Here is a 19,256-nt window from a genome sequence, read left to right as displayed (position 1 = left end):
TTCGCACGCATCGAAAGCGGGCGCACACGCCCTTCGACGTGAAATAGATCACCGCTGCCGGAATGACGGACATCGACCCCTGGCCGACGGTCGGGCGGCGGTCAGGCTAACGGCCGCTAATAGACCATGATCGACCATTAGCTTGGCGCTAGCCTCGCGAACCAGACGATGGCAGCCGGGGCTGATTCAACGACGCCTGATTTTCTTGGTCAGCGCCGCAGTCCGCCGCCCCAACCGCTCGCCCGCCGAGCTCGCGTACGGGCGGTGTTTGCCGTGAATGCGCTCGACGGTCACTCGTGCCTTTGGGTAGCTAGCGGGGGCAGGCTCAACCGCATCTGCGCCTGCCGATAAGCTGAGACGAACTCCGGATCGCCATCTCGCACCCGAGCTAGCCAGTAACCAAGATCCTGCTGGCATTCCTCGCTATCGATGTCCATGAAGCACCGCGACTGCGGAGGCATCCGCGTCGCCGCCCAGTAGAATGCGAAGATGGTTGCCTGGTCAGCAGGCGCGAGCCTCAATCTCGCCTTGTCCCCCTGCGACAACCAATCCTTTATGGCGGAGGACAGTGTCCCCTCACTCTCGTCCGGAGCATAAGCAAACACATGTTCGCCTCCTCCCCTAGCACTGCGCAAATCACTCGTTGCCACCGCAACAACAAAAGCAATCGTCCGTGAGTTCGGCTGTTTGCTCAGCGGCGCGGCCGATGCTCCGACCAGCAAGATGGAGAGAACGAGAATGAATGACGCAGCGGCATATCTGATCAAGGCCTTGCTCGCGTGTGGGTGGATATGAGGCAACGGCCGAATCAAGACTGGAACTCGGCGTCTCACAGGTTCGGCTCACAGGGCTTATCTCGGAAACGTCATCGGCACAGACAAGCCCCTGCCGTCCAAGCCGTGAGAGAAGGTTAGCGCCGCCTTCAAAAAACAGGCAATACGGGCTAATATCGACAGGCCCAGGCCGGTGCCGCTCGCCAGGTCGATGCACCCGACTCCGACAAGATGCCCGCCTTGAACCCCGAGACATGGGCGGTGACCGCCGACACGCGCCCGACGATTTCCGGGCCGGCACGCGGGGAAACAGCGTACCGGCCCATTCGCGGCGTACCCTATGGATGTCGGAATGGGAGACGCCACAGAAGGCGATGTCGATTTCTAGCTCGTGCGCGCCGGGTGCGCGGCCCAGCAATTTCCCTTGCGACTCATGCTGGAAACCACATGATGCCGCTCCAGCAAGGCCTAGTACTCGTTACTTGCATAACGGCCGGCCCTATCCGAATGCAGAACCAGCCCCCGACGCTGGCTGACGTTGCTGCAGCGCCCTGTTCAACGCCGACATGCCATTGACCTACCGACCACCCTGCACAAGTGTTCCATCGGCCGGATCTGGGACCGATGACAAGGCCGTTGCCGCTCCAGTTTTGAACAGGTATGTCGTCCGTCGGCTTCAAAGCCGTTGCTGCCGCTTGAATGGCAGCCGTTTTCGATAGGAGAACGGCTCCTTGTGGCCGAACTCGGTCAGATCGGGTCCGCCGAGTGGCGCGTCGGATTCGTCGACGAGCCACCGCGAATCATTAGTGACTCACGTTGCAGGTCCTATTGACGCGGCGCTTAACCATAGCAGTCCTACGTTACGGTCGGTAAATTCCCTTATGTCAAATTGACTTTGCTTGACGGCGTTATGTCAAGCCTCGTGTCGCCGATACAAGCGCTTGGTTGCGCTCAACCAGCCTGACAGCGCGGCGCGCATCTCGGTCGCCCTGACGCTCTTACAATTTCAATCCGGACTGTTCACGAACACTGGTGACGAGAGTTCCATTCAAAAGCTAAAAAATATTGGATACCTTTTCAGGGCTGAGAAATCGAAACTCGTAACCGCTACCGCCGTTGCGGTGGATTGAGCCCGCACAGGGGTAAGGAAAGTGCGCAGGTATTATCGTAGTCTCTGTGTCAGCGTGTTCTTCGAAGAACGTTCGTCTGGATTGACGAGACTGCTGAGGATCAACGCAAAACCTAGTGCTCCAGTCGGGGTTCTCACATTGAAGCGGGGTGTGGAATAGATCGCCAGAAATGACCGCGCGTCGGCCCTCGCTTTCAATGCAAACTCCGACGTGACCTGGAGTGTGTCCTGGCAGGGGAATCAAGCGGATCGATGAATTGATGACGTGTCCATGGTCAATGATATCGGCCTGTCCCGCCTCGAAGATCGGAAAAATGCTATCTCCGATGTAGTCTCCCGTCCGTTCCAGCGGACATTTTGCCGAATCACTTGTCCAGAAATCCAACTCCTCTTTAACGAAGAGGTAGCGCGCCCCAGGAAACGTGGGCCGCCACCTCCCGTCTTCGAAGTACGTATTGCACCCGACATGGTCAACGTGCAGATGAGTGGCCAGCACGAAATCAACATCGTGGACGCTGACGCCAGCTGCTCGAAGTCTATCAAGCCAGCCGAATCCGGCGTGATTGAACTCGGGTCGCGCTCTTTGCTTGCAGTCGCCAACACACGTGTCCACCAGTAGCCTTATACCGTCGCTTTCTATGAGGAAAGCCTGTATGGCGATGACAAGCCGACCGCTGTGGGCGTCGTATAGGTTGCGATTAGCCGACGTATTGGATGACGCCATCGATTGCTCTGTGGCGTCGGGATAGAGCTCCTGCCATCGCAACAGGGGTCCCACTGACTCGGCGATTATAGTGATCTTGACAGTGCCGATTTGCAATTGGTACGCGAGGGGCTGATGCTGATGGCAGGCCAGTAGTCTTTGCATGATCACGCAGCGGAAAAGTGTTGAAGTAGGTCAAGGCCACGGTGTGACGGTGCGATAAAGACCGTGGGCGGCAATGACGCCGCCACGACGGTCACCCTGCTTCACTTATGGCCGGCTCTTGAGCCACGGCTTGCTCGGACCTGCTCTTAAGCAGATCCAAAGCGACATCGACAATCATGTCTTCCTGACCGCCCACCATTTTTCGCCTGCCTAGCTCAACTAAAATATCGACGGTCTTCAGACCGTATTTGTTGGCCGCAAATTCCGCATGACGCAAGAAGCTGGAGTAAACGCCAGCATAGCCGAGCGCAAGCGTTTCGCGGTCAACACGTACCGGCCGGTCCTGCAGCGGACGGACGAGATCGTCGGCAGCGTCCATGAGTCGGTACAAGTCGCATCCATGATTCCAGCCTTGCCGCTGAGCCGCCGCAATGAAAACTTCAAGCGGCGCATTGCCCGCACCCGCACCCATGCCTGCCAGACTAGCATCGATGCGGTCGCACCCCTCTTCCACTGCAACCAGCGAATTCGCCACACCGAGGCTGAGATTGTGATGAGCATGCATGCCAGTTTGAGTATCTGCGCTCAGAGCGTCCTTGAATGCGCGAAACCGATCTCGTACATCGTTCATGCCCAGCGCACCGCCAGAATCAACAACGTACACACACGTCGCGCCGAAACTTTCCATCAGCTTCGCCTGTTCGGCAAGCTTCTCCGGCGTAGTCATATGGCTCATCATGAGAAAGCCGACTGCGTCCATCCCAAGCTTCCGGGCAAATTCGAGGTGCTGGCGGGATACGTCGGCTTCCGTGCAATGGGTCGCCACGCGTACCACCCGTGCACCTGCATCGAAGGCATGGCGCAGATCGTGCGTAGTGCCGATGCCTGGGATCAGCAGCGTGGCAATTTTCGCGGTCTTGACGCTTTCGGCTGCGGCGGCGATCCATTCGACGTCGCTGTGAGCGCCGAATCCATAGTTGAAACTTGATCCTTCGATACCGTCGCCGTGGGCAACCTCGATGCTGTCGACCCCAGCAGCATCGAGCGCCGCAGCGATCGCTTTTACGTGGGCAACGCTGTATTGGTGACGGATCGCATGACTGCCATCACGCAGCGTAACGTCGGAAATGTAGAGTCTTTTGTCAGCTGATGTCATTGCGTCGTCTCCTTGTAGCCCCGCGCGATGCCGGCGGCGATCCGGCGCTGTGCCATCATGTCACCGCAGGCGAGTGCCGCCGACGTCATGATGTCGAGATTGCCTGCATACGAAGGCAGATAGTGAGCAGCGCCTTCCACCTCGAGAAACACTGATGTCCTCAGGCCGTGCTTTAATCCAAGGCCCGGCACGTTGAGCGGCTTGTCAGGCGAGATCACGTCAAACTGCACCGACTGCTTAAGGCGGTATCCCGGAACGTACTTCTGTACTTTTTGCACCATCTCAGTGATGCTTGCCTCGATAGCTTCCGGATCCGCCTTTTCCGACAGCACAAAGACGGTGTCGCGCATCACCAACGGCGGCTCAGCCGGGTTCAGTACGATGATCGCTTTACCGCGTGTGGCACCGCCCAACTTTTCGATTGCGGCGCGCGTCGTCTCGGTAAACTCGTCAATATTTGCGCGTGTGCCTGGCCCCGCAGATTGGCTGGAAATCGAAGCTACGATCTCCGCGTAGTGGATCTTCGCAACACGAGAGACCGCGGCGACGATCGGAATGGTGGCCTGGCCACCGCACGTGACCATATTCATATTCGTCGCGTTCTCATCCTCAAGATTGATCGCCGGAATTACATACGGGCCAATCGCGGCAGGAGTCAGGTCGATTACCTGAATGCCATGATCCTGCAGGATGCCATTGTGGTGCCTGTGCGCGCTTGCTGACGTCGCATCAAATACGATGTCAATTTCCTTGAACACATCGAGTCTCAGCAGACCCTCGATGCCCTCTGCGGTCGTCGCCACCTCCATTCGTGCAGCACGAGCCAGGCCTTCTGACCTGGGATCGACGCCGACCATAGCACCCATCTGCAAGTGTTTGCTGTTGCGCATTACCTTTATCATGAGGTCCGTTCCGATATTGCCCGGCCCAATGATGGCGACTTTCACCTTGTCGTTCATGTGTGACTCCAAATGTAACTTCTGGACAGCGTCGATCACCGTCCATCTCAGTGCCGCCCTCGAAGACGCTACCGCTGCGCCGCCCGGTCATCGAGTAACTTCAGTTGTCGAGCACTTGCGCCCCCGCTTGCGAAATCAGGCGTCCCGGTTCCGCTGCCGCAGATCTAATTAGTGCTGTGGTCGGCGCTCGGCGGGTTCTACAATTCGCATAACCAGAACGGGGGCGTCGCCTCACTCCTTGGTTTCGAAACTTGCGCCGCCCAGCTGTTCCATGTCGACCGATACATGCTGTCCGGGTTTGATCCATTCCGCGGGAGTCGCACCGCCGGCCATCACAACCCATCCTGCCTGCAGCGGCTCGCCCGCTTGAGCGGAAACACGCGCCGCGGCTACCAGTGAGCGCAGGGGATGGCCCAGCAAAGCAGCGGTTGATCCGACTTGTACGACGCGTCCATCGATGTTTAGGGTGAGCCCAAGGTTGGAAAAGTCGATGTGTGGGTCGCGCCAGGCACCGATTACGAAACCGCTAGATGATGCGTTGTCCGCAATCACTTCGGGTAGCGAAAACTTGAAGTCTTTGTATCGCGAGTCGATGATTTCCAGCGCAGGAGCGATAGCCTCCACTGCGGCCAACGCTTGCGGGCCCGTGACGTCGCCCGGAAGCGATTGCTTCAGAATAAACGCGATTTCCGGCTCAACGCGCGGATGCACAAACCGCGAGAGATCGATTTCCGTGGCCTCTTCGATCTGCATATCAGCCGTCAATCGCCCCCAGATTACATCGGACAAGCCCATCTGAACCATTTTGGCACGGCTGGTGAAGCCCATCTTTACACCTACGCGCCGATGGCCGCGTTCGACGCGCCGTTGAATCGACGCGGCCTGGATGGAATACGCCATATCGAGCGACAGACGTCCTTCCGGGTCGAACTGCGCCACTTCTGTCGCATTCAGTGCCGCCTCATCGAGCAGCATCGCATATTCAATAGCATTGCTCATTGATGTGCCTTCTTCAGGTCATGATCGAAAACTGCGCGCACAGAGCCGAGGCCGTTTATGCGTGCCTCGAAGACGTCGCCGGGCGTGACGCCGACCATGGGCCCCAGCGCGCCTGACAGGACCAGATCGCCCGCCTTTAGCGGCGTGCCAAGCGCGGCCATCGTTCGGGCAAGCCAAACAACCGCATTAAGAGGGTTGCCCAGGCATGCGGCTCCGGCACCTACCGAGACGAGACTGCCCCGCCGTTCCATCGACATCCCGCAAAGACGTAAATCGAAACTTGAGAGTTTGCGCGGAGTGCTGCCCAGCACGTACGCGCAAGACGATGCGTTGTCAGCGATCGTGTCGGTGATGCGGATGTTCCAGTCGGCGATGCGGCTACCGACGATTTCGAGTGCGGGCAGTGCGTACTCGATTGCATGCAGAACCTCGTGGTGGCCCGGATTCGGCATTGCAATATCGTGACCCATGACGAAAGCGATCTCCGCCTCGATCCTCGGTTGGTGGAGAATCGAAGCGGGAATCGGTTCCCCATCGCCATAACCCATGTGGTCAAACAACATGCCAAAGTCCGGCTGGCCGACACCGAGCTGCTTTTGCACAGTCAACGAAGTCAAGCCAATCTTGCACCCGACGAGCCGTCGACCATCGGCAAGTTGATGATCCGTATTGATACGCTGAATCGCGTAAGCGTCCTCGATGCCAAATTGCTCATATGTCTCACGCAATGGGGCAATATATCTACCTCTCGCTGCTGCATCGCGCAGCGCGGCCGCAGCCTGTTGAGTGTCCATAAGCTCTCTCATCTCTTTAATAGTCGACCACGGATGTAATATCGGTGACGCAGTACATCGCTAAAGGAACATGCGCTCAAGCGCCGCACCAGGATCCTCGGCTCGAATCAATGCTTCACCGACGAGAAAATTGTCGACCCCGATCGAACCAAGCTCTTCTACATCGTGCCGCGACCGAATGCCCGACTCAGAAATCACAGTTCTGTCGTCGGGAATCAAGTGCCGAATCGCGGTGGTTGTGGCAATGGAAGTCTCGAACGTTGCAAGATTTCGGTTATTCACACCGATGAGAGGTGTCTTTAGCACAAGGCCCTTCTCTAACTCCGCGGCGTTGTGGACCTCCACGATCACCGCCATCCCAAGTTCGGACGCAACGGCTTCGAACTCCGTCATCGCCTGGACATCGAGCATCGCTGCGATGAGCAGGATGCAGTCCGCACCCATGGCGCGCGCCTCCCAGATCTGGTAAACGTCCACGATGAAGTCCTTCCTAAGCACTGGAAGGCGAGTGGCCGAGCGCGCGGCGCGAAGATCTGATGCGCTTCCACAGAAAAATGATCGATCCGTGAGCACCGACAAGCATGCCGCTCCCGCTCGCTCGTATGAGCGTGCAATACTCTCGGGTTCGAAATCCGGCCGCAAAATGCCTAGCGCCGGGCTGGCCTTTTTCACTTCTGCGATCACCCCAGGCAGACCATCGCTGTTTTTAGCGTGCAGCGCAGCAGTGAAATCTCTGACATCTTGCGTCGCCGCGATTTCCTTAAGTTCGGCGAGCGGCATGCGCTCCACCGCGAGCCGCACCTCGCGAGTCTTGAGTTGAACAATCCTTTCGAGAATCGTGCTCATACCGTTACCCCACGCGTTGTTTCTTTCAATCCGACATTCTGTACAGTGCTACTCCAGACCTGCACGCCTAATCCTGAAATACCTTGCGCTGCTCGGACGGTAAGGCCCGTACGCCGGCACGATGTCGTTCGTCTACACTCGGTCGCCGAATCGGCGCCAAGCCCCATGTCGTTCCCGTTAAAACTTGTGGCGAATCCCTGCCACTACAGCCGTTTGTTGTTTCGTACTCGACGGAGCCGACAAGAACAGGACGGCCTGCGCGTTGGAACCAGACGCGCGAATATAGTTGGCGTAGGCGAAAACATCCGTTCTCTTTGAAAGGAAGTACTCCAAACTTACCTGCGCTTGATTCCAGTGCGGGTTCGATGAGATGCCCCCGTAACTGCCGTGGGTATAAAGATAGGCTGCCGACATGAAAAAGGCCGGGGTCACCTTGTAAACACCGACCAAGCTGAGGTTGTCAAGATGCAAACTTGTGTTGTCGAGATAGTTGTACCGGACGTCCGAAACGAGGCCTCCCAAGTTGAGTTTTTCAAAGTCATACTCCGCCCCACCGGCGATCACGCGCTGATTGCGCACGCCCACCGAGGCGCTCAGAGGACTGGTATGAAATAACACGAAGGGCGCGCCCGCATAGTCGTCCGTAACCGCGCCGTTGGGATTCGCAGTCCCGGGATGGTCAATATCGAGATAGACGAGCGAGTATCGTTGATTCGTGAGGGCATAATTGATCCCCGCGCTGAAGGCGCGGTTTTGCTGAAAGCTCCCTGCTTTGTTGCTGAATGCATATAGTGACTCAAACCCGAATCCACCCCATACCGGGCTTGCGTACTTCACGGAGTTGCTGTATCGAAAGTTGCCTTCGATGTTGTCGTTGCTGCCGACGCTGACGCCGAGGCCTGGTCCCATGGCTTGGGGTTCGATACGGTCCAGATAGTCCCACAGCATGTCGTACTGTCGACCGACCGTGAGCGTCCCGTAGGTCGAACTCGACAGGCCGACGAATGCCTGGCGGCCAAACATTCTCCCGCCTTGCCCAAGCTTGCCACTATTGCTGTCAAAGCCGTTCTCCAGAGTCGCCACCGCGGTAAGGCCACCGCCGAGACCCTCTCCTATCTTGAACCCTAGGCGATTGTTCTGGTTCGCGCCGCTGATCATCGCCCAATTGCTGTGCCCCGCCTGATTGCTAAAGTAACCCAGGCCGTTCGAAATAATCCCGTACAAGGTTACGGAGCTCTGAGCAAACGCGGTCGCAGACGCAAGCAAGGAAACGCAAAGTACACCTAATTTCAGCCTCATGGCGATGCCTGTTGGTTGATGTGGTTGATGCTCTGCACACGAAAAGTAACTTCGCGGTTGAAGAAAGCGTTACGGTTCCACGCGCGACGTCCGAGATACCACCCGCTGCACTTCCGTTCAGATCGGCTTTCCTGCGCTCGACTCCCAGTTCCTCATCAACTCGTTGCTTGGCAGGGTCTCATCGATCATCTTCTTCGCAGTCTGAATTCCAGCGATCGGAAGTCCCCTGGGATCCAGAACACCGATCTGTACCAGGACCGAGGCTTGATCCCAGTAGATATGTTCGTTATACAACTTGTCGCCCCGGAAGCAGATCACGGCGAGCATGGGAATCTCGATGTACTTGCCAGTTGGCGCCAGCCCTGGAAGCATCCAGTCGATCTCGCGATCGTGGGTTGCACAGAAAATGAATTCGTCGACAATGCGGTCCGCACCGATGGTGCGCGAGACCGGAATAAAGTGAGTGTCGGCCGGATTCGCGTGAACGAAGTGATACTTATAGAACCGTTTAAGATCGTTATATCCAACCCCGCCCGTCATGGTCGGCACGTGATTGACATAGGGCGCCGAGACCATAGTCGGCAAGATCGCATCGACATCGCGCGAATCGAACTCGTGGTAGCAGTGCAGTTCCCACAGCGAGTTGAGGTCATAGATCGGTCCGAGCACTTTACGCAACAGCGCGATGGTTCGCGAATTAGCCATCATCGCTGCTGGCTTGTCGAAGTGCTCACGTTGCGGAGTCGCGAAAGCGTGGTCACACCCTGGATACACGTATTGCTCGACCGCAGGTAGTGCAGAAAGTGCTGACTGGATCGTCTCGCGTGTTGCCTCAGGGCACAGAGCGTCATCACCAGCAAAATGAAAAACCATCGGGCATCGGATCGACGGTACATCTTTTAAGTATGCGTCGAGCCCCACACCGTAGTAACTCACGGCGCAGTCGATTTCCGTGCGAGCAGCGGCCAGCATCGCGAGTTTGCCGCCCAGGCAATAGCCTACCGCGCCGACTTTCCCAACGTGTTGGTCGAGCGAGCGGAGAGTCTTGATCGTCGACTCGATATCGGTTACAGCCAGATCAACGTCGAACTCGTCGTTATATCGCAGCGCCGTGGCAAAGTCCTCGCCGGTGTACCCCAGATTGACGCCGCGCTTCATGCGCCAGAACAGGTCGGGCACCAACACGACATAGCCTTCCTCGGCGTATCGATCGGCCATGTCCATCATGTAGGCGTTGATGCCAAAGATTTCCTGCAACAAAATCAAGCCTGGCCCGGACCCTTGCCGGGGCCGCGCGAGGTACGCGGAAAAGGCTTGGCCGTTGCCCGCGTCAATGTCAATGTATTCACCGTTCATGATCTTCGTCCTTTACTCAATGCAGGGTTTTTGCGGGTTCGGGGTGCGCTCAAAGCGTCAACAGGCGCGCGTGCAGCGCCTGACGGTCCGCGGCGAGGCCACGAGCAATCTCTTCAGCCATCGCGCCCATGTAGACCTCGTCCGCTCCGCTCTCCAATGCCGCCAGCACGGCGTCGACGGCTTCTCCAACCGGGATCTTCGGCGGCGGGACGTTCCGGCTCATTTCCGTGTCGATGGGTCCGGGTAGCACGGCAATCACTCGAACCTGATGCGGCGCGAGTTCGGCTCGCGCACCTTCAGTCATTCGAAGTGCCGCAGCCTTCGACGCGCTCAGCGACGCCATCGACGGAAGCGCGACACGTGCGAGTATCGAAAGAATGTTGATAATGGCGCCGCCGTTCGATTTGAGCGCCGGTGCGAACGCACGCATCATGTTCAATGTGCCGAAGTAATTCACCTCCATCTCGGCGCGCGCCGCTTCGGCGTCATCGGTTTCCAGTACCGGCTGCGTCCGGTTCAGTCCTGCGTTGTTGATCAGTAGCGTGATGTCTTTGGCGTTCGACGCCGCACTCGCCACCTGTTCCATGTTCGTGATGTCCACTTCAACCGGCACGACGCGCGGATCACCGTCAACGACGCCTTCCACTTTTTTGACGCCCGCATAGACCTTGCGCGCGCCCCGCTCCAGCAACGCTTCGAGCAGCCCCGCACCGAGCCCACGATCGGCGCCCGTTACGAATGCCACGCAGCCTTCAATTTGCATTACGACCTCCTGAACCGACCTGAGGCGCCAGATCGAAAAACCGTTGTGAATTGACGCCGAGGATTTTCTTCTTCGCTGCGTCGCTCAGTTGCGGGTGATTGGTGACCAGGTCGCCAACCACCTTCTCGCCGAGTGGAAACGGATAGTCGGAGCCGAGCAGCACACGGTCTTCGCCCATCGTCTCCACGAGCAACCGCAAGGCGCCATCGCTGAAGACGGCACTATCGACATGGAAGCGATCGACATACGAAGCTGGCGGATTGGGGCAATTTTCGCGAACGATGTCTCGTTGCTCCCACGCGTTCTGCACACGCCCCAGCAAGAACGCGAAGCTGCCGCCGCCGTGGGCGAAGCAGAGTTTCAGTGTCGTGGGAATGCGTTCGAACGCCCCTGAGAGAATCAGCGACAGGATGCTCAACTGTGTTTCGGCCGGCATTCCGACGAGCCAGGGCAACATCCACTTTTTCATGCGACCGTCCGTCATCATGTCCCAGGGATGCACAAGCACCGGTATTTCGTCGTTCGCGCAATGGGTGAGAAACGTCACCAGGTGATCGTCGTCGAGATCTCGCGGGCCCAGGTGATTGCCGATCTGCACCCCCCGATGACCAGCACGGTGTGCACGCGTGGCTTCCCGGCACGCCAGTTCGACGTCTTGCAGCGGCACTTGAGCCAGCGGCATCAGGCGCTGCGGCGCGTGCGAGCAGAATTCCAGCGCGCGATCGTTCATGCGCATGGCCCATTCATGCGCTGCCGTTGCGTCGTACCGATAGCCGAACATCACGGGTGTCGCGCACATCAGCTGGATGTCTACGCCGCAGCGGTCCATTTCGGCAATCCGCGTGGCGGGGTCCCACAAAGCGCGATAGACGGGTCGGAAGTTACGCTCGCCTGTCATGATCATCCCGGTCCCGCCGTCTGCCTCAACCTTGAGCCACGGCGCATTCTCAGGATCGAGCGATCTTGCTTCGTTCTGCGAAATTGGCGGGAAGAAGTGGGAATGCATGTCAATTCGTACTGTCATGGTGATTCGCTTTAAGCGGGTTCGGTTATTCGGTTCGGCCTTGCTTGCCCGGATGAACGACGCCGCAGCGTGGACATCGACGCTTTTCTTCCGATGCGTAGAACGCGTCGAAGAGCGGCGGCAGGTCGGTGACGATGCTCTTGAGCTGTACTTCGACGCGATATACAAGCTCTCCGCATGCATCGCAATACCACTCGAATCCGTCCACAGTGCCTTCTAGGCGTTGACGCTCGATCACGAGGCACGCGCTATCTGGCTCCGGTCGCTGCGGGGAATGACGTACGTGCGGCGGCAACAGGAACACATCACCTTCTTTCAGTTCGATGCGCTCGCGCTTGCCGTCGAGCAACACGTTGAGGTATGCATTACCGCGCAGCTGATAAAAAAACTCCTCGAGCGGATCGTCGTGATAATCGGTACGATGGTTCGGGCCACCCACCACCGTGACGATGAAGTCGCTGTGTTGCCACACCTGCTGGTTACCAACTGGCGGCTTTAGTAGATGGGCGTGCTCGTCGATCCAACGTTGAAAATTGAACGGCTTTCCATACGCAAGCATGTTTGTCTCTCTGAAAGAATCGATCTGTCGAGAATACGGGTCGCGCGCGTCAGACGCTCGGCATGTATGCGACGGCCTTCATTTCCACAAGCAGATGCGGATGCGGCAGTTGGTGAACGGCGACAGTCGTCCGGGCCGGGCCCGTCTCGTCGAAATATTCGCCGTACACTTCGTTGTAGCCGCCGAAGTCGCTCATATTGACGAGGAACGCGGAGATTTCTACAAGATTCGAGAGATCCGCACCCTCGCTTTTAAGTATGTCTCGCATATTTTCGATGACAGCGCGCGTCTGCCGACGAATATCGAGTGAGGCCGTACCGAATTCGTCAGCTGATGCGCCATCGATTGTGTTGTCCGGCCGCCGTGAACTGGTACCTGAGACGAACAGGAAATTGCCGGCTCGGGTGATATGTGGAAAGCGGCCTCGTGGCGTGGCTTTGCCCGGCACTACGCGCCCTTCATTGATCAGGTTCATGCGATCCTCACGCAGACGTTGGTCAGTTCTGAATAAAAGTCGAGCGAATGGCGGCCGCCCTCGCGTCCTAGTCCTGACAGCTTGGTGCCGCCGAATGGTGTGCGCAGGTCGCGCACGAACCAGGCGTTGATCCACACGATCCCTGTTTCAATTTGCTTGGCAACCCGATGGCCCCGAGCAAGGTGCGTCGTCCAGACGCTCGCGGCAAGGCCATAGGCGCTATCGTTGACCCGCTCCACAACCTCCTCTTCGCTGTCGAACGGAGCAATGTGGCAGACCGGACCGAAAATCTCTTCTCGCACGCACCTTGCGGTGTCGGGCAAGCCAGTCCAGATGGTTGGCATGACGAATGCGCCGTCATCGCGTGCGTCACCGAACGTCGGTACGTCGCCACCGGTCACGACTGTCGCGCCTTCGTCGACCGCGAGACGGAAGTACGACAGCACCTTTTCGCGATGGCCGCGCGAAATCAGCGGTCCCATCGTCGTGTCTGGATCTTCCGGCGCACCGACGCGCAGCAGTTCTGCCTGTTCCTTAAGTGCCTCGACGAAACGCTCGAAAATCGGTCGCTCCACGTACACACGCTCACTACATAGGCACACCTGGCCGGCATTTGTGAAACTGGACTTCAGAACGCCAGCGACCGCGGCATCGAAGTCCGCATCCGCGAACACCACGGCCGCGTTCTTGCCGCCGAGCTCGAAAGAAACCTCCTTCACGCCGTCCGCAACGGCCTTCATGATCGTGCTGCCGGTACGCGACTCGCCTGTGAAGGTGATTGCACTGATATCCGTATGACGCGTCAGAAATTCGCCAGCCGCGTCTTGACCGTGCCCATGAATCAGATTGAAGACGCCGGGCGGCAAGCCGACATCGTGCATGACCTCGGCGAGCAACGTTGCAGAACTCGGCGTCTCCTCGCTAGGCTTAGCGACCACGCAGTTGCCCATGGCCAGCGCCGGCGCCACTTTCCAGGTGAACAAGAGCAGAGGCAAATTCCACGGCGAGATGATGCCAATCACGCCGAGCGGCTTGCGCGTCACATAGTTGATCAACTCGCTGCCGTCCGCGGCATATGTCTCGAAAAAATCACTGTGCGCTGTACGGATCAGGTCGCCAAACGTGCGGAAATTTGCTATGCCGCGCGCGATGTCGAGGGCGCGGGCCTGAGCAATTGGTCGGCCTGTATCGGCGACTTCAGCGGCGACGAACTCATCGAAGCGAGCCTCGATGCCGTCCGCGATCTTGTGTAGCCATTCCGCCCGTTGCGCCGGCGTGGTGTCCCGCCAGCCAGCCTTCTGCGCCGCGTGAGCCGCACAGACGGCGCTATCGACCAGCGCAGCGTCCGCTTCGCAAACATCGGCAAGCTTGCGACCATCGACCGGACTCACGTTCGGAAAGGTCGTACCGGTCGCCACGAACTCACCGTTGATGTAATGGCGCAACAGCTGCCGGTCGCGCGAGGTGGAAGCCAATTGAGATGTCACACCCTTCTCCTGCTTGATTGAATTTGCCTTTCCGTGCACGCGTGTAGCTGCATGGATCCTGACGCTTATCCCCGCTCTGCGCGCATCGTTCAACGAACGGTCGCCGCCTTGGTCAGGCGATCGGCAGCGCAAGAACGCGGTTCTGTTCGTCGATTGCAAGGCGGACGGCGTCGCCAGCCCGCATGGCGCGCTCGAGTCGCGCGATGACGATCGGGCCAGCATCCGTTGTAACGCTCGCAAGAAGCACGTCGGAGCCGTCTTGTGCGCCGATGCGACGGCGCACGGTCGTCAGTTCGTCGATAGTGCCGCGTTCGGCCACTCGCTCACGCCACTCGGCGCCGCCGCATTCGAAGCAGACATAGCGCGCAGGAAATAGGGTCGAACCGCACTGTTTGCACTGGAATACCTTAAGTGTCATTGCACACCTCGCTCGACCGCTTCGAGCACCACGGCATTCGCACACATGCCATAGCGATACTCGACCATTCCATAGCCACTCACGACCGCTAGCCGGGCATCCGGCACCTGCCGCTCCCCCGCACGTCCGCACAACTGTGTCAACGCCTCCACGAGACCATGCATGCCGCCTGCGGCGCCTGCTTGCCCTGCGGACAGCTGACCACCGGAGGTGTTCACCGGCAGGTCACGCGACTCGATGCGCGCTATCATCGTGCGCAGGTCGCCGTCGGGTGCGAAGCCGAGATCGGCCAGTTGTGCAATCGCCATCACGGGGTAGTCGTCGTAGACCGAGACCATGTCGATATCGTCCGGTGTAACACTCGCCTGCCGCCACAAATCGCCGGCGATCGAGGCCAATGAAGTCTGCGTGCCATTCCCTGTCTGGTGATCGCCGTTGTAGCGGCATTGCAGCGCGCGCACACGGACATTCCGTACGCGGCGCACGAGATCGGCGCGTGCGATGATCACGGCGTTTGCGCCGCTCACCACGGGCACGCAATCGAATCGGCCCAACGGATCAGCGATGATCGGCGCTTCGAGATACTCGTCGATCGTCAGCGGCGTTCTATACACTGCATTCGGGTTCAGTCCCGCCCACCCGCGTTGCGCGACGCAAAGCGCTCCATAGTCGCGGCGAGTCAAGTTGTGATTCTTCGCATGACGCTGCGTGAGCATCGCGAAGAGTCCGTTCGGCCCGCCCAGGTCCAGCGGCCGCAGCCAGTTGCGCGTCGTCACGTTGTAGTGATCGACCAGGTGTTTGAAATCAGCCGGCTCAAACCGGTCGCCGGACACCAGCGCAATGACGTTCGCGTCGCCATTTTGAATGGCGCGTATCGCGTGCTGCAGCATATTGATGGCGCTTGCTCCACCATGACAATCGTCCATGCACCAGCGCGGACTCAGCCCGAGCCGCCAGGCTAAATCGATGGCATGGTCAGGAGCCAGCGTAAAAGACGCCACGCCGAGCCCGTCGATGTCTTTCGCCGTGAACCCGGATTCGTCGAGGGCGGCGGCGAACGCTCGCGCAAGCAGATCACCCGTGGACTCCGACGTCGCCTGTCGCCGGTACGGCACTTCCACACCGGCTGTCAGCAGTGCTTGTTCGCATTGGTCGAGTGTCATGTTCGATTTCCTTGAGCGTGACGATCAACGCTCGCGACGGGCAACCGTCTCGTGTGTGAAGAACAGTGAGATCACGGTGATCATGCCGAGGGCCGCCATGAGCAAGGCCACCGGCCAGGCAGCGTGGTAGTGAGCGAGCAGCGCGGTCGCCAGCATCGGTGATAAGCCACCCGCAAAGACCGCCGATACCTCGTGGCCAAGCGCCATGCCCGAGTAGCGGACTTCCGTGCTGAATAATTCGCCCATCAGGGCGGGTTGCGTGCCGAGCATGGCGCCGTGGCAGAAAGCATTACCGAGGAGAAAGGCAACCCAGATAAGTGCCGGGATCTTGGTACCGAGAAGCCAGAAAAATGGAAGCGCGAATATGACGACGCCCACCGCACCAATCATGTACACGGGCTTGCGACCTATACGGTCGGACAAGCGGCCCCACAGCATCAGCGTGACCAGTTCGACGGCCATCGACACAATCACACCGGCGAGCATGATTTGATTGGGAACGCCAATGAATTTCCCGTACACCAGAGAAAAGGCGATGACAATGTATGACGTGCCGTTCTCCGCAACGCGCAGCCCCATCGCCATCAGGATTTCCTTTGGGTATTTGCGGATCACGTCGAACACCGGCATGCGCGCTTTTCTTCCGTCGGCTTCAGCCTTGGCGAACTCCGCGCTTTCGGGCAGCCTTGACCGAATGTAGACACCTACACCGAAGATGGCGATCGAAAGCAGGAAAGGAATACGCCACCCCCACGTCAAGAACGCGTCTTTTGGGAGCATCTGGACGAGAAAGAACACACTCGCTGACAGCACGAAGCCGCCGCCGACGCCGATTTGGCTCATTGACGCGTAAAAGCCGCGTTTCTCCGGGGGTGCGGACTCGCTGATCATCAGTACGGCGCCTCCCCATTCGCCGCCGGCCGCGATGCCTTGCACAATGCGCAGAAGCATTAGCAACGCTGGCGCCCACAGTCCGGCTTGCGAATAAGTCGGCAAGAAGCCGATCAGGAACGTCGCACCGCCCATCATCGAAAGCGTCCAGACCAAAGCGCTCTTTCGACCGTAGCGATCTCCGATATGGCCAAAGATGGCGCCGCCGAATGGACGTGCGGCAAATCCGACGGCAAAGCCCGCGAATGCCGCCAGCGTGCCGATAAGCGGGTCGCCTCCTTTCGGGAAGAACAGATCACCGAATACGAGCGCAGCCGCAGTGCTGTACAGGAAGAAGTCGTACCATTCCAGCGCGTTGCCCGCGACGGACGCGAATACGATGCGCCTCAGGGAACGTTCATCGACAAGGGCGGCCAGAGGCTGAGTTGCCTCCTGGGGCGGCGTGATTGCTGCAGGAAACGTTCGCGTGCTGGTCATCAGAGTCTCCATGTGTACATCCGTCGGATGTACTCGATGTTGCGTTCTCGCTTGGCATGCGTTGCGCAGGTCGTCCCGTTCCGGAGCTTTTCAAAGGCCTCCGGGAACAGTCGCCAGTCACTTCATCGACGTTTGAGCCGATATCCGGAAGTTTCGAGATCCCATGTTGTCGCCGTGACGCCGGTCTCGCGCAATTTGAACTTCTGGATCTTGCCGTTCTCCGTCTTCGGCAGTTCTTGTTCGAAGTCGAGATAACGAGGTACTGCGAAGTAAGGCAGTCGCGGTTCGCAATAGCGGACTAGATCGAGCGGTTCTAACGCCTCGCCATCGCGCAGACCGATTACGGCCATCACTTCGTCTTCGGCGAGCGTCGACTTGACGGCGAAGACCGCGGCGGTCTCGACCGAAGGGTGGCTCAGCAACACCTGTTCGACCTCGTACGAAGAGATGTTTTCGCCGCGCCGGCGGATGGCGTCCTTCTGGCGATCAACGAATCGGTAATAGCCATCGGATTCCCTAATCACACGGTCGCCCGAGTGGAACCATAGATTGCGCCAGGCTTTGACCGTCTCGCCCGCCATGCCCAGGTAGCCGCTCGCGAAGGAAAACGGCTCATCGGCACGCAGGATCAGTTCGCCAGGCTCGCCGTCCGCCACCGGTTGGTCATGTTCATCTACGACACGCGCATCGAAGCCCCGATTCAGCTTGCCCATGTATCCAGGGCGGTGAGCGCTGACGTCGCCGCCCATCACGGAGTTGGTTTCCGTTGAGCCGTAGCCGTCGATCAATGCGATGCCGCAGCGGTCCGTGAACTCTTTCTGAAAATGCCCCGGCACGCCCGGCGCAAGCGCGACGCGCACTTTATGGCGTCGCTCGTTGGCCGTTACTGGCCGCCCTAACAAGATTGGCACCATTGCACCGAGAACGTAGGTAACGGTTGCTTGCGTGTTCACCAGCGCGTCGAAGAAGCCGCTCGCCGAGAAACGCCGGCCAACAATGAGATGTGCATCGTTCACCAACGCCTGAAAGAAGCTGTTAAGTGCGTTGGTATGAAAGAGCGGCAAGCAGGTGTACAGCACGTCGCCCGCGACCACGCCAAGACCACCCCCTGTGTTACGTCCCCACCAGTAGAACTGGGCGTGTGGGCAGATAACGCCTTTGGATAAACCCGAGGTGCCAGACGTGTAAAGCACCGCAAACGGATCTCCGTCTCCGATTTCGCCAGCTGCGATAGGTTCCGCCGCCGGTGGAAGCGCAATCGTCTCGTACGCAGGGGAATGAGACTCTGCCGTAGGTTCGTCGATGATCCAGATGCGCTGCAGCGGAAGGTCGTTCGCTGAGAGTGCATGAACAACATCGACGAGATGCGCTTCGGCGACGAGCAAGCGCGCGCCGCTGTTACGAAGGATATGTTCGAGCTGCGGGCCGCGCGAGGCCGTGTTGATCGGAACGACGACAGCTCCAAGCCATCCGCAGCCAAGGACCATCTCCATGAACTCGATCCGGTTCCCGCAGAGCAGCGCGACGTGATCGCCCCGCTTCACGCCATGAGCGGCCAGTGAACCGGCGCGGCGCGATGCGATCTCAAGGGCATCGGCACCGCTCCATACGGTCGATCCATCAGAGAAGAGAGGTTGATTACCGCTTCGCGCCGCGCGCGCTGCAAGCAACGCCGGCAACGTGCGTGATGAAAAGAGCCTCGGCTGCTCTGCGCGCTGTTCGACGACTGTTTCTGTCAATTCCATGAGCTTGGGACCTCTTTCAATGTTGGCTCCCACTCTAGAATCCGATAGCATATCGGTCAAATCAATCAATTTTTT

General features: G+C 58.7%; 18 protein-coding genes and 2 pseudogenes. All 20 read right to left on the bottom strand.

Features of this window, described 5'->3' with window-relative positions:
* Nucleotides 1-290: 290 nt before the first annotated feature.
* Nucleotides 291-767 carry a hypothetical protein gene (locus NCS02_RS33105; protein ID WP_250523622.1) on the bottom strand — a complete coding sequence of 159 codons (477 nt, stop codon included), beginning with the start codon at nucleotides 765-767 and terminating at the stop codon, nucleotides 291-293.
* Nucleotides 768-983: 216 nt separating this feature from the next.
* A pseudogene (locus NCS02_RS33100) lies at nucleotides 984-1,191 on the bottom strand (alcohol dehydrogenase catalytic domain-containing protein); the annotation flags it as partial.
* Nucleotides 1,192-1,828: 637 nt separating this feature from the next.
* Complete coding sequence (locus tag NCS02_RS33095; protein WP_250482211.1) at nucleotides 1,829-2,626, bottom strand: MBL fold metallo-hydrolase; 798 nt, start codon at nucleotides 2,624-2,626, stop codon at nucleotides 1,829-1,831.
* A gap of 235 nt (nucleotides 2,627-2,861) precedes the next feature.
* The gene (gene dmpG, locus NCS02_RS33090; RefSeq protein ID WP_250507998.1) at nucleotides 2,862-3,926 is read right to left on the bottom strand and encodes a 4-hydroxy-2-oxovalerate aldolase; all 1,065 of its coding nucleotides are present in this window, start codon (nucleotides 3,924-3,926) and stop codon (nucleotides 2,862-2,864) included.
* A complete protein-coding gene (locus tag NCS02_RS33085) occupies nucleotides 3,923-4,885 on the bottom strand; it encodes an acetaldehyde dehydrogenase (acetylating) (RefSeq protein WP_250482213.1) in 963 nt (320 codons plus the stop codon). The genes dmpG and NCS02_RS33085 overlap by 4 nt, the downstream gene beginning before the upstream one ends.
* A 231-nt stretch (nucleotides 4,886-5,116) precedes the next feature.
* Entirely contained in the window at nucleotides 5,117-5,884 is a 768-nt protein-coding gene (locus tag NCS02_RS33080) for a 2-keto-4-pentenoate hydratase (protein WP_250482214.1), read from the bottom strand.
* Nucleotides 5,881-6,678, bottom strand: coding sequence for a 2-keto-4-pentenoate hydratase (mhpD, locus tag NCS02_RS33075; protein ID WP_250482215.1), 798 nt, complete (start codon nucleotides 6,676-6,678; stop codon nucleotides 5,881-5,883). Before mhpD ends, NCS02_RS33080 begins: the two co-directional genes overlap by 4 nt.
* 60 nt (nucleotides 6,679-6,738) lie before the next feature.
* Nucleotides 6,739-7,524: an indole-3-glycerol phosphate synthase TrpC gene (gene trpC, locus NCS02_RS33070; RefSeq protein ID WP_250507997.1), complete on the bottom strand. Its 786-nt coding sequence runs from the start codon at nucleotides 7,522-7,524 to the stop codon at nucleotides 6,739-6,741.
* A 177-nt stretch (nucleotides 7,525-7,701) separates the two neighbouring features.
* On the bottom strand, nucleotides 7,702-8,823 hold the full coding sequence (locus NCS02_RS33065) for a porin (protein ID WP_250482217.1): 1,122 nt from the start codon (nucleotides 8,821-8,823) through the stop codon (nucleotides 7,702-7,704).
* A 117-nt stretch (nucleotides 8,824-8,940) separates the two neighbouring features.
* Nucleotides 8,941-10,179 (bottom strand): dienelactone hydrolase family protein, encoded by a 1,239-nt coding sequence (locus NCS02_RS33060; protein WP_250482218.1) that lies wholly within the window; start codon nucleotides 10,177-10,179, stop codon nucleotides 8,941-8,943.
* Between the two features lie 49 nt (nucleotides 10,180-10,228).
* Entirely contained in the window at nucleotides 10,229-10,942 is a 714-nt protein-coding gene (locus tag NCS02_RS33055) for an SDR family NAD(P)-dependent oxidoreductase (protein WP_250507996.1), read from the bottom strand.
* Nucleotides 10,932-11,966, bottom strand: a complete 1,035-nt coding sequence (locus NCS02_RS33050) for an amidohydrolase family protein (RefSeq protein ID WP_250482220.1) — start codon at nucleotides 11,964-11,966, stop codon at nucleotides 10,932-10,934. The genes NCS02_RS33055 and NCS02_RS33050 overlap by 11 nt, the downstream gene beginning before the upstream one ends.
* 25 nt (nucleotides 11,967-11,991) lie before the next feature.
* Nucleotides 11,992-12,525, bottom strand: a complete 534-nt coding sequence (locus tag NCS02_RS33045; RefSeq protein WP_250482221.1) for a 3-hydroxyanthranilate 3,4-dioxygenase — start codon at nucleotides 12,523-12,525, stop codon at nucleotides 11,992-11,994.
* Nucleotides 12,526-12,574: 49 nt separating this feature from the next.
* Nucleotides 12,575-13,000, bottom strand: coding sequence for a RidA family protein (locus tag NCS02_RS33040; protein WP_250482222.1), 426 nt, complete (start codon nucleotides 12,998-13,000; stop codon nucleotides 12,575-12,577).
* Nucleotides 12,997-14,487, bottom strand: a complete 1,491-nt coding sequence (locus NCS02_RS33035; RefSeq protein WP_250482223.1) for a 2-hydroxymuconic semialdehyde dehydrogenase — start codon at nucleotides 14,485-14,487, stop codon at nucleotides 12,997-12,999. Before NCS02_RS33035 ends, NCS02_RS33040 begins: the two co-directional genes overlap by 4 nt.
* A gap of 112 nt (nucleotides 14,488-14,599) precedes the next feature.
* Nucleotides 14,600-14,806, bottom strand: a complete 207-nt coding sequence (locus NCS02_RS33030; RefSeq protein ID WP_250482230.1) for a hypothetical protein — start codon at nucleotides 14,804-14,806, stop codon at nucleotides 14,600-14,602.
* An 18-nt stretch (nucleotides 14,807-14,824) separates the two neighbouring features.
* Nucleotides 14,825-14,905: pseudogene (locus tag NCS02_RS36565) on the bottom strand (zinc ribbon domain-containing protein); the annotation flags it as partial.
* Nucleotides 14,902-16,068, bottom strand: coding sequence for a thiolase family protein (locus NCS02_RS33020; RefSeq protein WP_250482224.1), 1,167 nt, complete (start codon nucleotides 16,066-16,068; stop codon nucleotides 14,902-14,904). The pseudogene NCS02_RS36565 and the gene NCS02_RS33020, both read right to left, overlap by 4 nt.
* A 24-nt stretch (nucleotides 16,069-16,092) precedes the next feature.
* The gene (locus NCS02_RS33015; protein WP_250482225.1) at nucleotides 16,093-17,448 is read right to left on the bottom strand and encodes an MFS transporter; all 1,356 of its coding nucleotides are present in this window, start codon (nucleotides 17,446-17,448) and stop codon (nucleotides 16,093-16,095) included.
* Nucleotides 17,449-17,558: 110 nt separating this feature from the next.
* On the bottom strand, nucleotides 17,559-19,181 hold the full coding sequence (locus NCS02_RS33010) for an ATP-dependent acyl-CoA ligase (protein WP_250507994.1): 1,623 nt from the start codon (nucleotides 19,179-19,181) through the stop codon (nucleotides 17,559-17,561).
* Nucleotides 19,182-19,256 lie beyond the last annotated feature (75 nt).

It is taken from the genome of Caballeronia sp. NCF2, assembly GCF_023631205.1.
GTDB classification, from domain to species: domain Bacteria; phylum Pseudomonadota; class Gammaproteobacteria; order Burkholderiales; family Burkholderiaceae; genus Caballeronia; species Caballeronia zhejiangensis.
The sequence above is the reverse complement of the archived record's forward strand: the minus strand, read 5'-3'. Positions and strand labels throughout refer to the sequence as shown.

Coding starts and splice junctions, on each gene's coding strand:
- NCS02_RS33055 (WP_250507996.1), bottom strand. CDS start 10,942: ATGCAAATTGAAGGCTGCGTGGCATTCGTAACGGGCGCCGATCGTGGG.
- NCS02_RS33065 (WP_250482217.1), bottom strand. CDS start 8,823: ATGAGGCTGAAATTAGGTGTACTTTGCGTTTCCTTGCTTGCGTCTGCG.
- trpC (WP_250507997.1), bottom strand. CDS start 7,524: ATGAGCACGATTCTCGAAAGGATTGTTCAACTCAAGACTCGCGAGGTG.
- dmpG (WP_250507998.1), bottom strand. CDS start 3,926: ATGACATCAGCTGACAAAAGACTCTACATTTCCGACGTTACGCTGCGT.
- NCS02_RS33020 (WP_250482224.1), bottom strand. CDS start 16,068: ATGACACTCGACCAATGCGAACAAGCACTGCTGACAGCCGGTGTGGAA.
- NCS02_RS33060 (WP_250482218.1), bottom strand. CDS start 10,179: ATGAACGGTGAATACATTGACATTGACGCGGGCAACGGCCAAGCCTTT.
- NCS02_RS33040 (WP_250482222.1), bottom strand. CDS start 13,000: ATGAACCTGATCAATGAAGGGCGCGTAGTGCCGGGCAAAGCCACGCCA.
- NCS02_RS33010 (WP_250507994.1), bottom strand. CDS start 19,181: ATGGAATTGACAGAAACAGTCGTCGAACAGCGCGCAGAGCAGCCGAGG.
- NCS02_RS33045 (WP_250482221.1), bottom strand. CDS start 12,525: ATGCTTGCGTATGGAAAGCCGTTCAATTTTCAACGTTGGATCGACGAG.
- NCS02_RS33085 (WP_250482213.1), bottom strand. CDS start 4,885: ATGAACGACAAGGTGAAAGTCGCCATCATTGGGCCGGGCAATATCGGA.
- NCS02_RS33095 (WP_250482211.1), bottom strand. CDS start 2,626: ATGGCGTCATCCAATACGTCGGCTAATCGCAACCTATACGACGCCCAC.
- mhpD (WP_250482215.1), bottom strand. CDS start 6,678: ATGGACACTCAACAGGCTGCGGCCGCGCTGCGCGATGCAGCAGCGAGA.
- NCS02_RS33050 (WP_250482220.1), bottom strand. CDS start 11,966: ATGACAGTACGAATTGACATGCATTCCCACTTCTTCCCGCCAATTTCG.
- NCS02_RS33015 (WP_250482225.1), bottom strand. CDS start 17,448: ATGGAGACTCTGATGACCAGCACGCGAACGTTTCCTGCAGCAATCACG.
- NCS02_RS33080 (WP_250482214.1), bottom strand. CDS start 5,884: ATGAGCAATGCTATTGAATATGCGATGCTGCTCGATGAGGCGGCACTG.